The organism is Paenibacillus sp. FSL R5-0923 (assembly GCF_038009145.1).
GTDB lineage: Bacteria > Bacillota > Bacilli > Paenibacillales > Paenibacillaceae > Paenibacillus_AQ.
The window spans coordinates 5,040,319-5,055,264 of sequence record NZ_JBBPAT010000001.1 but is presented as its reverse complement, the minus strand read 5'-3'; the positions used below and the strand labels follow the sequence as shown (position 1 = coordinate 5,055,264).

Annotated in this window: 19 protein-coding genes; 12 read left to right on the top strand and 7 right to left on the bottom strand. The window is 41.0% G+C overall.

The window, feature by feature from the left end; genetic code table 11:
* Positions 1-45: 45 nt before the first annotated feature.
* Positions 46-354 (top strand): hypothetical protein, encoded by a 309-nt coding sequence (locus tag MKX35_RS22720; RefSeq protein ID WP_042187261.1) that lies wholly within the window; start codon positions 46-48, stop codon positions 352-354.
* 87 nt (positions 355-441) lie between these two features.
* Here MKX35_RS22720 and MKX35_RS22715 read toward each other — a convergent pair whose 3' ends face one another.
* A complete protein-coding gene (locus tag MKX35_RS22715; protein WP_076282974.1) occupies positions 442-2,877 on the bottom strand; it encodes a GH36-type glycosyl hydrolase domain-containing protein in 2,436 nt (811 codons plus the stop codon).
* Positions 2,878-3,060: 183 nt separating this feature from the next.
* Positions 3,061-4,116 (bottom strand): LacI family DNA-binding transcriptional regulator, encoded by a 1,056-nt coding sequence (locus MKX35_RS22710; protein ID WP_076299478.1) that lies wholly within the window; start codon positions 4,114-4,116, stop codon positions 3,061-3,063.
* A gap of 232 nt (positions 4,117-4,348) precedes the next feature.
* On the opposite strand from MKX35_RS22710, the gene MKX35_RS22705 reads away from it, so the two are divergent.
* Together MKX35_RS22705 and MKX35_RS22700 are read left to right on the top strand one after the other, a co-directional pair.
* Positions 4,349-5,368, top strand: a complete 1,020-nt coding sequence (locus MKX35_RS22705; protein ID WP_076282972.1) for an ABC transporter substrate-binding protein — start codon at positions 4,349-4,351, stop codon at positions 5,366-5,368.
* Positions 5,369-5,483: 115 nt separating this feature from the next.
* The gene (locus MKX35_RS22700; RefSeq protein ID WP_076282971.1) at positions 5,484-7,079 is read left to right on the top strand and encodes a helix-turn-helix domain-containing protein; all 1,596 of its coding nucleotides are present in this window, start codon (positions 5,484-5,486) and stop codon (positions 7,077-7,079) included.
* A gap of 1 nt (position 7,080) precedes the next feature.
* Here MKX35_RS22700 and MKX35_RS22695 read toward each other — a convergent pair whose 3' ends face one another.
* Positions 7,081-7,272, bottom strand: a complete 192-nt coding sequence (locus tag MKX35_RS22695) for a DUF6199 family natural product biosynthesis protein (RefSeq protein WP_042187270.1) — start codon at positions 7,270-7,272, stop codon at positions 7,081-7,083.
* Positions 7,273-7,823: 551 nt separating this feature from the next.
* Here MKX35_RS22695 and MKX35_RS22690 point away from each other — a divergent pair.
* Positions 7,824-8,720 (top strand): SDR family oxidoreductase, encoded by an 897-nt coding sequence (locus MKX35_RS22690; protein WP_076282970.1) that lies wholly within the window; start codon positions 7,824-7,826, stop codon positions 8,718-8,720.
* 268 nt (positions 8,721-8,988) lie between these two features.
* A complete protein-coding gene (locus tag MKX35_RS22685; RefSeq protein ID WP_076299477.1) occupies positions 8,989-9,303 on the top strand; it encodes a hypothetical protein in 315 nt (104 codons plus the stop codon).
* Positions 9,304-9,340: 37 nt separating this feature from the next.
* On the opposite strand, the gene MKX35_RS22680 is transcribed toward MKX35_RS22685, so the two are convergent.
* Together MKX35_RS22680 and MKX35_RS22675 are read right to left on the bottom strand one after the other, a co-directional pair.
* The gene (locus MKX35_RS22680; RefSeq protein ID WP_076299476.1) at positions 9,341-10,018 is read right to left on the bottom strand and encodes a DUF1796 family putative cysteine peptidase; all 678 of its coding nucleotides are present in this window, start codon (positions 10,016-10,018) and stop codon (positions 9,341-9,343) included.
* Between the two features lie 79 nt (positions 10,019-10,097).
* Positions 10,098-10,346 carry a hypothetical protein gene (locus MKX35_RS22675; protein ID WP_076299475.1) on the bottom strand — a complete coding sequence of 83 codons (249 nt, stop codon included), beginning with the start codon at positions 10,344-10,346 and terminating at the stop codon, positions 10,098-10,100.
* A 292-nt stretch (positions 10,347-10,638) separates the two neighbouring features.
* On the opposite strand from MKX35_RS22675, the gene MKX35_RS22670 reads away from it, so the two are divergent.
* From MKX35_RS22670 to MKX35_RS22655, 4 genes are all read left to right on the top strand, one after another.
* Positions 10,639-11,103, top strand: coding sequence for an NUDIX domain-containing protein (locus tag MKX35_RS22670; RefSeq protein ID WP_076282966.1), 465 nt, complete (start codon positions 10,639-10,641; stop codon positions 11,101-11,103).
* On the top strand, positions 11,090-11,401 hold the full coding sequence (locus MKX35_RS22665) for a hypothetical protein (RefSeq protein ID WP_076299474.1): 312 nt from the start codon (positions 11,090-11,092) through the stop codon (positions 11,399-11,401). Before MKX35_RS22670 ends, MKX35_RS22665 begins: the two co-directional genes overlap by 14 nt.
* 77 nt (positions 11,402-11,478) lie before the next feature.
* The gene (locus tag MKX35_RS22660) at positions 11,479-11,889 is read left to right on the top strand and encodes a hypothetical protein (protein ID WP_081382869.1); all 411 of its coding nucleotides are present in this window, start codon (positions 11,479-11,481) and stop codon (positions 11,887-11,889) included.
* A 4-nt stretch (positions 11,890-11,893) separates the two neighbouring features.
* Positions 11,894-12,160 (top strand): hypothetical protein, encoded by a 267-nt coding sequence (locus tag MKX35_RS22655; protein ID WP_076282964.1) that lies wholly within the window; start codon positions 11,894-11,896, stop codon positions 12,158-12,160.
* A gap of 67 nt (positions 12,161-12,227) precedes the next feature.
* Here the strand turns inward: MKX35_RS22655 and MKX35_RS22650 are convergent, their stop codons facing one another.
* Positions 12,228-13,187, bottom strand: a complete 960-nt coding sequence (locus tag MKX35_RS22650) for a hypothetical protein (protein WP_076282963.1) — start codon at positions 13,185-13,187, stop codon at positions 12,228-12,230.
* A gap of 326 nt (positions 13,188-13,513) precedes the next feature.
* Between MKX35_RS22650 and MKX35_RS22645 the strand changes: the two genes are divergently transcribed.
* A complete protein-coding gene (locus MKX35_RS22645) occupies positions 13,514-13,753 on the top strand; it encodes a hypothetical protein (RefSeq protein ID WP_076282962.1) in 240 nt (79 codons plus the stop codon).
* Between the two features lie 93 nt (positions 13,754-13,846).
* On the opposite strand, the gene MKX35_RS22640 is transcribed toward MKX35_RS22645, so the two are convergent.
* The gene (locus MKX35_RS22640) at positions 13,847-13,987 is read right to left on the bottom strand and encodes a hypothetical protein (RefSeq protein ID WP_156113100.1); all 141 of its coding nucleotides are present in this window, start codon (positions 13,985-13,987) and stop codon (positions 13,847-13,849) included.
* Positions 13,988-14,487: 500 nt separating this feature from the next.
* On the opposite strand from MKX35_RS22640, the gene MKX35_RS22635 reads away from it, so the two are divergent.
* Positions 14,488-14,652 carry a hypothetical protein gene (locus tag MKX35_RS22635; RefSeq protein WP_341044433.1) on the top strand — a complete coding sequence of 55 codons (165 nt, stop codon included), beginning with the start codon at positions 14,488-14,490 and terminating at the stop codon, positions 14,650-14,652.
* A 20-nt stretch (positions 14,653-14,672) separates the two neighbouring features.
* Complete coding sequence (locus tag MKX35_RS22630; RefSeq protein ID WP_042187285.1) at positions 14,673-14,870, top strand: hypothetical protein; 198 nt, start codon at positions 14,673-14,675, stop codon at positions 14,868-14,870.
* Positions 14,871-14,946 lie beyond the last annotated feature (76 nt).

The window sequence follows — 14,946 nt, the reverse complement described above, 5'->3', positions numbered from 1 at the left end:
GACAAGGTAGCTGATCATTTTACAGAAAATATTGGAGGCATCACAATGAGCAAACGTTATCGAATTACACGAGCTATGCAAAATGATGGAGGTTCAACACAAACCATATCTTTAGAAGAGTGCAAGCAGTATTTCGCATCAAAACCTGATTTCACCTATACATCAGTTTATACAGTAGCAGGCGCCACTACGATGTCTATTGAGGGAGATTTCTTTATGTGGAGCTTTGGTGATACTACAATCCCATTTAGGCATTATCAAGGGGATATTTACGTTTCTGGAAATAATGAAGCTGTGATCCCGAGAATGCTTGAGGTTGCGAGTGATTTAAGAGCAGATGTTGTGGAAGGGTAAAAAAAAGACCCCTGAAGAGTTCAGGAGTCATTCAGCGTTAATTATAGATCCGCCCAATCGTTCAAGTGAACGGTTGAGCGGATTTTTTTAACCCAGTTCTACAACTACGTGGTGTACTGCACCGTCTCCAACTGGAGCAATGATGTTACCTTCGACAGCTGTGCCATCCAGGGTAAGACTAACTACACCTTTGGATACATGGTTCGGGTTCTTGATTTGAATCACATAAGTATCTCCACGGAAGACGCGTGTGATTTCAAAGCTATCCCATTCAGTAGGAATACAAGGATCGATCTTCAGACCATTGAAATCCGCTTGGATGCCAAGGATCGATTGAGTGATGGCTACATAGTTCCATGCAGCAGTACCAGTCAACCAGGAGTTTTTAGCTTCCCCGTGACGAACGGCATCTTTACCTGCGATCATTTGGGAGTAGACATAAGGCTCTGTGCGGTGAATTTCGCTGATATCCTCCAGGTAAGCAGGAGCAATTTTTGCGTAAATTTCAAACGCTCTGTCGCCATGTCCAAGTACAGTTTCAGCGATCATGATCCAAGGGTTATTATGGCAGAAAATACCGGCATTTTCTTTGTAGCCCGGAGGGTACGTAGAAATTTCACCCAGGTTCAGATAGTACTTGGAATACGGTGGCTGTTGCAATACGATACCGTATTTAGTATCCAAATGCTCTTGTACGGATGATAGAGCTTTTTCAGCTTGACCATTTTCCACACCGATACCGGCCATTACGCAGATCCCTTGTGGTTCGATGAAGATTTTACCTTCTTCATTTTCTTTGGAACCGATCTTGTCGCCATAGTGATCATAAGCACGCAGGAACCAATCGCCATCGAAGCCGTGCGTCAATGTGATTTCTTTCATGTTGTCAATCTTAGCTTCAGCATCCACAGCTACATCGTTAAGTCCGCGCATCCGGCAGATTTCAGCATAGTCCGGTCCAACGAAGACGAACAGACCCGCGATAAATACAGATTCCGCAACGCGACCTTCGATGTTGGCAGTAGTTTGGAAAGATTCACCTGGCTCAGTAGAGAAGCAGTTGAGGTTCAAGCAGTCATTCCAGTCTGCGCGCCCGATCAGCGGCAAGCCGTGAGGTCCGAGATTGTTAGTTACATGCTCGAAGGAACGTTTCAAGTGCTCAAACAGCGTAGCGGTGTTATTCGGATCACTGTCAAAAGGAACCTGCTCATCAAGAATCGAGGTATCACCAGTTTCTTTAATGTAAGCAGCCGTTCCTAGGATCAACCAAAGCGGATCATCGTTAAAGCCGGTGCCGACTTCGTTGTTCCCTTTTTTAGTGAGCGGTTGGTATTGGTGATAGGCACTGCCATCTTCAAATTGTGTTGCCGCAATATCGAGAATACGTTCTTTAGCACGTTCAGGAATTTGATGAACAAATCCGAGCAAGTCTTGGTTAGAATCACGGAAGCCCATACCACGGCCAATACCGGATTCAAAGTAGGAAGCAGAACGGGACATGTTGAAGGTAACCATACATTGATATGGATTCCAGATGTTAACCATGCGATCCAGTTTCTCGTCACCGCTTTGGATTTGATATTTAGACAGCAGGTTATCCCAGTGAGCAGCAAGTGCAGCGAGTGCAGCATCTACTTGAGCATCTGTAGCAAATTGTGCGATCATAGCTTCTGCTGGTTTTTTGTTGATTACATTCAGGGATTCCCATTTATCTTCTTCAGGGTTCTCGATGTAGCCGAGTACAAAGATGAAGCTTTGTTCTTCACCTGGTTCAAGCGTAATGTTAAGTGCGTGTGATCCGATAGGGGACCAGCCGCTAGCTACGGAGTTAGTAGGTTCGCCTGCAACTACAGCTTGTGGGCTTTCCAGACCGTTGTACATCCCTACGAAAGCTTCACGATCAGTATCGAAACCAGCGATTTCTTTATTTACGGAGTAGAAAGCATAGTGATTTCTGCGCTCACGATATTCAGTTTTGTGATAGATAACGGAATCCTTCACTTCAACCTCACCGGTGCTGAGATTGCGTTGGAAGTTAGTCATATCATCTTGTGCATTCCAGAGACAGAACTCTGCAAAAGAGAACAGTTTCACGGATTTTTTAGCAGAGCCCGTGTTCTTCACTACAAGACGATGTACTTCTGCATTATGACCCATAGGGACAAAAGCAAGCTGGTTCACAGAAATTCCGTTCCGTTCGCCAGTAATGGAAGTGTAGCCAAGACCGTGACGGCATTCGTAGAAGTCGAGATCACGTTTTACTGGCATCCAGCCTGGGGTCCAGAAATCACCATCATCATAAAGATAGTAGTAGCGGCCGCCGGTATCCAGTGGGATATTGTTATAACGGTAACGGGTCAATCTTCTGAGACGAGCATCTCTATAGAAGGTGTAGCCACCAGCTGTATTGGAAATAAGTCCGAAAAATTGCTCATTACCAAGATAGTTAATCCAAGGGTAAGGGGTTTTAGGTGTGTTAATTACATACTCTTTTCGAGTGTCGTCAAAGGTTCCGAATTTCATGTGAGAAAGTCTCCTTTCGATTGTGAACGCGCGTTTATAAGTTTCAGAAAAAATTCCCTCGAGGGAAGGGAGTTTTTTCAATGCTTTTAAGCAGGACAATTAAAGCAGTAGTTTCGATACCGAATCAAATAGCAGCTTCACGGAAAAATATGTAGATTTCTTCAGCGAAGGATTGATCTTAAGCTATTTTTTCGGCGATTGACAGGAATCTCTCTCCACTAAACGAGCTGGAAAGCTGATCGTGCTAAACGTCGGCTGCTGTGAATCACACAGCTCGATTACTTTTTCAACTGCAGCCTTAGACATTTCATAGATCGGCAAGCGTACAGAGGTCAGCTTAGGTTGAATACGGGATGCTAGCTGAATGTCATCAAATCCAACCATGGAGAGATCTTCAGGGACAATGATTCCGTGTTCGGAGAACGCTTCCATCGCTGATATAGCCATATCATCGTTGGAGGAGAAGAAGGCCGTTGGCAAAGGTTCTCCAGAAGCAAGGAGCTTCTTAACCTCTTCGTAAGCAGTCTCTTTCAGAAAATCACCTTTCAGATTAAATCTCTCATTTACAGGCAGGCCATGTTTCTTCAGCGTATCTTCATAAGCCGTATAACGCTCTCGTCCAGAGTACGTATTCATTTGCCCACAGATGATGCCAATCTCTTGATGACCCAGAGAGATCAAATATTCAATCGCTTCTGTGGTGCCCTCGTAATCTTTGGAGTTCACAATGGCCAGATGATTGCGGTCAAGATGCTCCGACATAATCTCAGAAATATCATAATCAATTAATACGAGAGGAGAGTCGAGCCCTACCATTTCTCGGACGATATTAATATCCTTCTGAGTGCCGACAATGATACCGCCGTCAATCCGTTTTTGAAGAAAAGCTTGCTTTACCTTGATGAAATCGTCGGGAGAGTAAACCGTATGAATCAGTACATAACATCCGCGGGCATTCGAGGTATCGACTACGGCATCAACGAATGGAGCAAAGTAATTGTTCTGATAAATTCGGGTAGTATTCTCCTTCTCGTTCATACTGATGGCGAAGAGTCCGATCGTATCGGTCTTCTTACCGGCTAAAGCCCTTGCAAAGCTGTTCGGTTCGTACTGATGTTGCTCAATCACCCGCAGCACTTTGGCCCGGGTCTCTTCAGGGACGTTGGAATAATTGTTGATCACGCGGGATACCGTACTTCGGGAAACCCCGGCCAACTTAGCTATATCTTCGCTGCGCATGTTTCCCCTCTTTTCATAAACGCGCGTTTATGAGTTTATTGTAAGCGAAAGCATTGTATAAATCAATCGTAAATAATAAGAAATTTGTGAAGAAGGGAAGAAACTAGTTAATAGTTTGTATAAGATTTTTGCAGAGAAAGTGCATTGAAAGCTATAAAAGTCATGCTACTATTGTGATAATGATTATTGAGAATGATAATCAATGAAAATATAGCATTGGAGTGAAGGGATAATGGTAAGATGGGGTCGGAAGTTTTTATGGTCAGCAGTACTTATTATGGCATTGACCGCGCTGGCGGCATGCGGAACGAATAGCAATACTACGAAAGATAATGTTGCTAAAACAGAGAATGCAGAGGAATCAACCTCAGCTAGCAGCACACCGAGCGCAGGAAGTGGAAATGCTTCGGAAGAGGTTGCAACTCGGACGATTACAGGGGAATTCGGAGATGTTGAGATTCCAGTCAACCCTAAACGGGTGGCCGGGATTTACCTTGAAGATTATTTGAAGGCATTGGGGATTACCCCGGTGGTTCAGTGGTATCATCCAAGCTGGGGCAAACAGGATTACTTAAATCTCGATGTGCCAGAATTTGATATCACCGGAAGCTTGGAAGCGTTGTTGGAGAAAGACCCTGACTTGATTATTGCGGACGGAGGCGCGGATGCGACGAGGTATGAACAATATTCCAAGATAGCACCAACGTATCGTCTCCCTGAGGCGGCGCTGCAGGACTCAAGACAAGTGCTTACAGCGATTGCAGATGCGCTCGGTATTCCGGAGAAGGCTGAGGCTGTGCTCGCCGAGTATGATCAGAAAGTGGCAGATGGAAAAGCTAAACTGCAACAGGCTCTGGGGCAAGAAAAAGTAGCAGTGATCCGGCTCAACGTAGCGGATAAGACCTTTGCTTTGTTCGGTGTTAAAAACCGTTTTATCGGTGTGATTTATTCTCAATTTGGCCTGACACCCGTGCCTATGGCTGCAGAAATGACCGAATATCAATCTATTATTTCCGAAGAACTTATTCCTCAGCTCGAAGCGGATCATATCATCGTATTCCCTGACAACGGGGGCTGGGATACTGAAGGAAATCAGGAAGCGATCCAAATTCTTGATGGGCCGCTGTGGAAGAGCCTACCCGCAGTGAAGAACGGGAATGTTTATAGAATGGAACGTTCCCACTGGCAGACTGGTGCCATCACGGCCAATTCGATGAAGCTTGATGACCTGCTGGAAGCTATGGTGAAATAAATGGCAGCTGCCTTGAAGGAATAGCAAAAAGAAGGTCTATCAGCACCCTTGATAGACCTTCTTTTTTGTTTTACACTGAAGTGAATGAAAATGGTTCTCAATTGGGGGCGGGAGAATGGCAAAAGATTTGCAAGACAGCAATAGAAGGAAGCTATTCTATAGCTTGATAAATATAGAAACCCTATCCCTGTCAGGAAGCGGACAGTGTGAGGTGTTTCAGGATCATACACTACTCATTGTATCGGAAGGACAGGGGTATGTTGAGGCTGAGTTGAGGCAGTTTCCACTGGAAAAAGGTACTGGGTTCTTGTTCGAACCAGGGTTATTAAGCAAAATCAATGCCGAGGAGCGGGGGCTTAGCTTTTATCGGCTTACTTTTGAAATCATCGAAACCGGGGAAAACAGGCAGAGTGAAATAGAAGGAAGGACTAAAGAGGACATCCTTCGATCTGGTTTGTTAAGCTGTAGACCCTTTTCACAATGTAAATTACTGCTAGAGGCTATCTACAATAGCCGTAGAAGCACAGATGAGATCGAATGGTTCGCAGGCCATACGCGCTTTCAGGAGCTGCTGCTGCTAATCATGCGTGCAAATTCCTCTTTCGTTCAGGTCACGGGTGATCATGAGGCAATACAGCGTTCCATTCACTACATGGAGGAGCATTATAACCAAGCCGTAACCGTCGATCAGTTGGCTGAAGTAGCAGGTATTACACGTGCGCGTTACACACAAACATTTAAAGAGGTGACAGGGAGGGTTCCCTTGGAGCATTTGAACGGGCTTCGTATCGAAAGAGCGCAGCAGCAGCTACTGCTGACGAATGACCGTATGCATGATATCGCGGTATCCGTCGGATATAGTAATGAGTATTATTTTAATCGGCGTTTTAAAAGATCGGTGGGTGTTACTCCAGGCCAATACAGAAGCTTCCATCAGGATGGGTTGAGGGTGTTTGCTCCTTTTTTGGAAGATTATCTATTGGCTCTGGATATTACGCCTGTGGCGCAATATTCTCACGCCGAGTGGGGGAAACAAGAGTACTTGGCTCTCCACAATGTGCCTGAGGTAGATATTTCGACTCGTAATTGGCAGGAGCTCTCCCGGTATACGCCCGAATTGATCTTGCTGGATAATGGCTTTCATCGTTGGCATCTGGAGGAGTGCAGCCGGATCGCTCCGTTGTTCAAGCTGCCTGTTCATCAAGAGGATTGGCGTGCCACATTGTATTCCGCAGCAGCCGTCTTTGGCAGAACGGAACGTGTCCAGGAAGTGATCGACAATTATGAGCATCAGGCACAGCAAGCCAAGCAGCTGCTTACCAGTTCCGTCTATAGTCAGACCATAGCTTGTTTAAGAATCTCAGTCTACGGAATCACTCTCTATGGATGTGAGGATTTGGGGTATACAGGAAGCGTGCTTCATCATGATTTGGGCTTGCAACCCCATAGCTTGGTTCGGAAGTTGACCCGTGGAAAGAATCGGGTGAACCTGACAAAAGAAGAGCTTGCCAATCTGACTGCGGATCATTTGTTTATTACCTTTGATCAGCTTGAAGGGGGAGGACGGGAACTGCTGGATACACAACTCTGGCGCAACTTGCCTGCTGTACGTAACGGCAGCGTATATGAGGTGGATTTCATGGCCTGGATGAATTACGGCGTATTGTCGCATCAGCGTAAGATTGAGGATGTATTAAGAGCGTTAGGATAAGTCAGAAACTAGACCAGATAAAAAAGAGGACAATAAGTGCCACTATACTGCTGACGCGGGTCATTAATAAATAAGCCTCACTTGGCTCAACGTCACCTTTGACCATCCATCCGTATCTCATGTACCATCCGAATCGTGGGAAAAAGATGTTAAGTAGCGCTAACAGAACAAAGAGGAAAATAAAAAAGCCCATGATTTATCACTCCTTTATGTAATGTATACGCGAAACTGTATGGAGGGTGTCCCGATTCATGTGTGAGTTTCCATATATTTATTTAAGCTTACGCAATATAGACTGATAAAAAATGAAAATTGCTTAAGGAGCGGATAAATCGTATGGAACACACAGGTCTTTTTTTCGGAGGGGGAGTAGGTGTTTTGTTCTTTTTAATTTGGTTGATATCAATTGGCTTGGGAATCTACTTCTTCGTCCTGCTAGTAAAATTGGCACGTAGAGGAATAGTGGCTTTAGATTTATACATCTACGCTAAAAATCGTGAAATACGTACTCGTTATGAGTCGGTTCCAGACAGGTCAGAGGAAATTTAAGGCCATTAAATGATTAATGATACTTAAAGTATGAGATACCCTAGCCACCTTAACAGGTAGTTGGGGTATTTTTTGTGGAAATATTCAGGACTATGCTATCGATGAGGTATGTTTAGCGGTGTACTGTTGTGTTTACATAAAAAAGAGTTCGTTAAATAAAAAATGGTTTTTTAAAAATAAAGGAGGAATTGATCGATGTCTAACCAATATACGATGCAAGATCCTACCACTCAGTACACCAAGGCAGGACCAGAATTTCAACAGCAGCAACAAGAGCCGGGGCTTCAGAAGAAGATGAATCCCGTGCCTGATACAGGTGAAGATACCTATCAAGGCACCGGACGTCTGACTGGACGAAAAGCGATTGTTACAGGGGCAGACAGCGGGATAGGCCGAGCTGTTGCGATTGCTTTTGCTCGTGAAGGCGCAGATGTTGTCTTATCCTACATGCCGGAGGAAGAAGAAGATGCAAAGCAGGTTCTCAAGCTGGTGCAGGAAGCAGGACGAACCGCAATCGCCATCCCAGGTGATCTTAAGGACGAGGAGTACTGTGAACAGCTCGTCGATACTGCGGTCAAGCAGCTGGGTGGGATTGATATTTTAGCCAATGTAGCGGGCAAACAGCAATTCGTCCCCGATATTGCTGATCTTACTACGAAGCATTTTGACGATACCTTTAAAACGAACGTATATGCTATGTTCTGGCTGTGTAAAGCGGCAGTGAAACATATGCAACCGGGTAGCGCCATCATCAACACTTCTTCCATTCAAGCCTATAACCCTTCGCCCATCCTGTTGGACTACGCGACGACCAAGGCTGCGATCAATACATTCAGTAAATCTCTCGCTCAGCAAGTCGCTGGTAAGGGGATTCGAGTCAATGTAGTGGCGCCAGGTCCCGTATGGACACCTCTTCAGGTGGTGGGTGGGCAACCAGAGGAAGTGCTGAAGGAGTTCGGTGCGAGCACACCACTAGGCCGTCCGGGACAGCCTGCAGAGATGGCTCCGGCTTATGTATTTCTTGCTAGCCAGGAATCGAGCTATATTAGTGGCGAAACGCTAAATGCCAATGGCGGAACTCCAACCCCATAGAATATTTATTGGGATGTTGGTATTGTAAATATGGAGAATTATTCAAAAGTACCCTACTAATTATAGCTGTGGGGTGCTTTTGTTTTTATATGGAGAAAGGTGTATTATAGAATTTAATACTTTTTATCCCATTATTTTTATAGAATATGATCTAGAACTGATCAAGAATGTCGAATACATAGATTTCCTGCGATTACCCGAGAAATATTTGAGTTGGTACAAGGTTTAGAGTTTAGTGTAGACCATAGAAAGAATTAGGAGCTGTATTATGTGTAAAAAGAAACTAGCAATACTCATTTTTTCCTTTGTTCTGATCATGGCGTGTTTTTCATCAGGAGCAGTCTTTGCGGATAAAGGAAACGGAGCTGTAATGGATAGTGGAACAAAGGAAAGGCTGATGGAAAAGTATGATCTTGTAGAGCCTGAACTTACAAATCCAAAATCACTTTGGAGCCAAAGCGATTTTGGAGTCAGTAACCCTATTGCTATATTTGTAAGTATCAGTAGGTTATATCTGAATCCATATGCTTTTGCTGCGCAAGAAATGATTAATCATTTGATCGACCGAAACCGTCAACATTAATGACCCATGTGAGGGTCATTTTTTAATAAGAGATAAATTAATCGCGCGTTATTTGTATATCTTTCAAAATATAATCCCAGCTATCATAATCGTTCATATCATCAGGAAATTCTAACACAAAAATATGATTAATATTCCAATGGATTTCTCGTACTGATGTTAATTCACGAACGGGATAAAGGATAAGGACAGTGAATTCGTTCGGTTTTAATATATCAGACAAAATCGCTTGTAGCTCTACAGTCTGTTCGTATGTGGCGAACCATCTAATGAATAGAATTTTTTTACTGCTTAGTAATTTGTCCCAAAATCTCTTAATTCGTAAATCCAGCTTTGCTTTATAAGATGGATAGGTCGTAGACCAATGTTTACCCAAGGTGATAGGAAAATCATGTACAGAGATAATGTTATAAAAGGTATCCTGAATAAAATACGATTTCACTAACGCATTCTTGTTTCCATTAGGATAAGCGGGCACTCCATCCTCTAGAAAAAAATGTGTCTCTTCGAGCATTTGCAGATTTGTTAACTCCATGAAATTATGAAATCTATTTTTATAAAGTCTGTTTACATCAGTTAATGAATAAGAAATCATCCAGTCGAGAGGCATGGAGAATGTTCTCAAGTTATTTCTTTGCATATTTATAGCAGGAGCACAAGACATACCTAAGCTTACGATTAAATCATAGCTCTTCTTTACATCTTGTAAGTTCATGGACTCACCTAATTTCGATCAGATTCAGGTTCTATTCAACGTTAAAAAAGAGCAGCAACTTAGCTGCCCTCTGAAAATATTAATGGCGTTGTAACAGCAAATAGCCGCTAATCCTTGAAGTTTTTTTACGAAACACCACTTTAAAACCAATGTCATTATCTAATAAACAAGCTAAGGCAGTGTCGAGTAGCCCATTGGGTCTTAAGCTAGGTCGGCAAGGCTCAGCATTTCCAATGATGCGGACAGAAATAATCCTACGTGCAGAGCCACGAACCAAAGGATTTCTGCTCCAAGTGATCAATACCAAATCAGGTTGACGAGTTGCCATTCTGATCCACCCCTTTCTATTAAGCTTCTCTATATAAAATGCACAATAGATTGTAATGTGCTAAACAGAAGCGGAGTGCTATTTTGATCAGCGGTGAGAATTAAAGAGTTACTCTTGTTTAATTTAGGTTTTCAGAATACAATAAAGTAAATTTATGGGATTTTCGAATGGCGTAAACGTAGATGACCACAAGGGAGCATATATTCATAACACCGTACGACTGAGCAAGTATTTGATCAATGATCAAATACTTTTTTATTTTCGTTTATAAGAAGCTAAATAGGGGGACACGATGAAGATAGGGAAACCGATTAGAAAGAAGGTATACGGATTTATTTTGCAAGACAATGAAGTTGGAGAAAAGACCTTATTAGTTTATCTTAATGTACCAGAAGTACCCTTTAGATTAGTAGGTGGTAATGTCGATGCCGGGGAAACAGAAGAAGAAGCCTTATTCAGGGAAATTCAAGAAGAAAGTGGACTTAAACAATTTAAATTAGTAAAGAAAATAGGAACACAATATTATTATAAGGATTATATAGATGCAAATGTTGAAAGACATGACTACCTTCTGATTCCAGAAACAAGATTACCTGAAAAGTGGAGATTCACTGTAGAGGGTGAAGGAGAGGACTGTGGAACTGTTTTTAACTACCAGTGGATAAAACAAGATGAAATATACTTATTAGATAAAGAATTTAGAGAATATATGTCGGGAAAATACATACAAGAATTGTTCGGCAATGGCATTAGATGATCCTTACTCTGAGGTGATAGATATGAATAATTGTAAAATCTTCTCATTTCTTCCTTTGATCATTTTTTTATTTATAATATGGTACCTTTTGATGGCAAGTACATCTGCTGTTGTTAATGTAGTGTCAGTAGATAAAAGAGAAATAGTAGTACAAAATATGAGCGGTGATCAAACTACAGTCACAATCCCAAAAGGAATATTTAAGTTGATTAATATAAATGAGGAGTACTTTGTTTCCTATAATAGTAGAATAGGGCAAAAACCTTTTTTAACTTCAATAGAACCAAGTGCTAAATGATTATTGGAAGCAGATTTAACAATAGAACTTATGAATAAAATGGCTGATATATAAAGCATAAAGTTGGTGGGATTACTTTGCGTGTAGTTAAGCATATTATGTTATGGTTTGTTTCGATGATTTTATTCACCTTGGCCACTTTTGGATTAGAGCTATGGGAAGGAAATAAGATCAGTACGACTGAATACTATGGGTTTCAAAATATAGGGTTTGTTTTTATTTTCTTAGCATTTCTTTTTTCAGCCGTTCTTTACCCAATCATAATTTTTCCTTTCTCTTGGGTTGTTCGAATGATTGCAAATCCTTTGATTAGCCACATAATGATATTGCTTCTGAGTGGTATCGGGGGATATGTTTTCTTTTACAAGGCATACGATGAACGCTTTATACAGGAATATCATTTGAATAGTAGTATAGCCATTATCCTTTTTGGTATTGCCGGTTCCATTTATGTCTTGGTGGATTATTATCTTGATCAGAGGAGTTGAGTATGTGAGCTATTTTGAAAGAGTTAATAAAATATCAAACATTTTATTTTGTGTTTTTGGATTGTTTTTTATTTTGACTATAATTTTCTTTTCTACTAGCAGCTTCTCAGAAATCTTGCGTTATAATTTCACAAATGACTTAAGAGGAGCAATGATTACAGTCATTAGTTTTATGATCTCTTTATTTTCACTTGCCCTGGGCATTACTTTGAAATGTTTGGTAAAAGACTCTGATGAAACGATCCAGCTTATCGCCACAAGAATAAAGTAGTTGTTGAAATCTCAGCAAGTAAAATAAATCCCTGCAACCTGAGGGGTTGGCAGGGATTTATTTTAATCTAAGAATTGGATAATTTATCTACCTCATCACTAAAAGCATCCTGGTACTGATTGAATATTCCTGTATCTAATTTAGTGGTAGCATCATTTGCTATAGGAGGAGTATCTTGGATTTGCTTGTACATACGATCAATCTCACCAGAGAGCTTAGACCAGATGTTTTTAATTGAATCGTATTTTGCATCCAGGTTGTTGATGTAATTATCGTATTCTAATTTTGTACGCATCGCTTTTCCTAATTGTTCAATTGTAAAATCTATATCTATGGCTTCACCTGTAGAGCTAGTTCCTGAACTTGCATACCAACTGATATCAACAAATCCAACATTCCAAATATCTGAAATGACAAAATTACTAATTTCTTTAAGTGTCGCTTCAGGAGACTGTTCAGTTGTACCTGAATCAGATGTGTTATTTACAGGCTCTTTGAAGAATTTTCTCATTTCGTTAAAGGCTTCTTTATTCTTGTCATTAGACGAATATCCCCAACCAATTTTATCATCCTTAATAAAAATTATAAGTTCACTATTGGAGGACGACTTTTCACCTTGAATTAGGACGATTTTATCTTTTCCACCATCCTTGTCTGTATAATCAGCTGATTCTATTACTGAAGCGTTCTTAAGTTTGTTATTCTCAGGTGTCTCGGTAGATTCAGCCATTTGAAAAATTGGTTGTACATCAGGAAGTATATTTTCGGATACGAACTTCTTTTTCGCTTCGATATCTGAACCATTCAGGAAAATTTCCACATAATCGAGAGCTAATTTCTCGGATTCTGAAAGTTTCTTCTCTGGCACTGGTGTTGCAGCAGCTGTTTTTGAAGAGTCAGCTGTTGCTTCAGACTGAGTAACTTCTGCAGATGTTGTATTCTTTTCCTCTGAATTTGATTTGGAGCTACCACATCCTGTAAGAAGTACAATAGTTGCAACGATACATAAAAAAGTCTTTATTTTCAATCTTATATCCCCCTAAATCTGATAGTAAATACTAATTAATTCTACCAGATATAGGAATGGTAATCTATGTATGATGAAACCATTATATTGGATAATCGTATTCCTATAAAATGATGTTGAAAGGTCGTGTGCGTGATGGATAACGGGTATTTTGTTGGATGGGGTACATTGGCATTAATAAATGCTGGGTTAGCACAAGGTAAAAATAGGAGTGGATTAAACTGGTTTTTAATTTCATTGCTTTGTGGCCCATTGGCTACATTTTTTCTTGTAATATCGAGTAAGCTGCAAATTCATTAGCCCATTATATTTCGGGAGGGGATTTTTTGCTGAAAGCACTAAGGCTGTTCGGTATTTTATTTAGTGCAGCAACAATCATTCTGGCAATACTATTTTTCCGTGGTCAGGATCAAGTGATCATGTCTTGGACAATGATGGGGATGTGTGGAGCTCTGATTTTTAATGGAGGAGCTACCTATTTTAAAACTAAAGATAAAATGGCTGCTCTGTCTTCGATTGTTGGGATGGTACTCTTAATATTCTCGCTTACTAAATTTCCATTTTAATAAAACACCCCATCAACCAATAAAGGTCGGTGGGGCTTTTTTACGTTTTATCTCTTTTTCAATCAAGTTATAGTAGGTTGCTGCAGGCTATGCTTATTTTTTTTTCTTCTTTGTGGGTCCAATCTGGCGCCTTACTTTATTGTTCTCATCAACCTCAATAATATAAATGTCCTTCACTGTACCGGAAAGAGTAAACCATTCACGTAGAGCATCAGCTTCAGTCATTGGTCCCAATATTCGTTTTCCCCTATAACATATAAAAAACACTCCTACTCCTTAGTGAGTTTGCGAAAATGCAATAATCCTCAAAACGATACTCATTAACGATTTTCAGTAAGTCTCATTATTTTATATTAATGCTAAATTATAGGAGATGCAATGTTGAGAGGTTGTTCCTGTTTAGTTCAAGTAACGTTTAGATAAGGAATCATAGGGATGAGACCCCATAAGGAGAGATAACGGTTCCAGAAGAATGGAAATCAACGCTGTGCGAATTTGATGTCATCAAAGAAGGTTATTGGAAAGGTTGGGGACACCTTAGACCAGTGGTTTTCGTGGTTGTTTATAGATTCATGGCGATGTTATTTTTGACTTTTCGAAGTTTATGCGAAGCTATCAGCAAGCACGATAATAAACAGCGATTGACAAAATAGAAGAGCTGCCTAATACTAATTGATAATCATTATCATTGTTTAAGATGTAATTAACTTAAATAGATTGTGTAACGGATCGGAGTGAAATGCAAGATGAAGCTGGAAGATCATATTGCCGCATGGAATTATACAGCCGTTAAAGTGCTGGATATTCGACATGCTGTGATGGAGCCTGGGGACAAGCTGCAAGGCTATATATTGATTTTTCATATTATTCCGATAACTAATCTCTTGATAAGCAGCTAGATTTTGTAGTTGAGAAGCTAGTGTCAACGTATGAAAAAAATAGAAAGCTAGATGATAAAACAGCTGTTATCCCTAATTTAAGAGGGAAATCGTATTTCGGTCTGTTTTTACTCCTAGGAATATTGCTGCTGCTTTCAGTAGCGGCTTCTTTCTCTTTTGGCTCTGATTCCATGAGCCTGAAGATGGCATGGACAGCGATAGAATTGAAAGGATTGTAAACAGGCTTCCACGTATTTCATGTTGCAAAAGTGGGAAGGGAATTATATATCAGTAAAGCGGAATTTAGTGATTGGT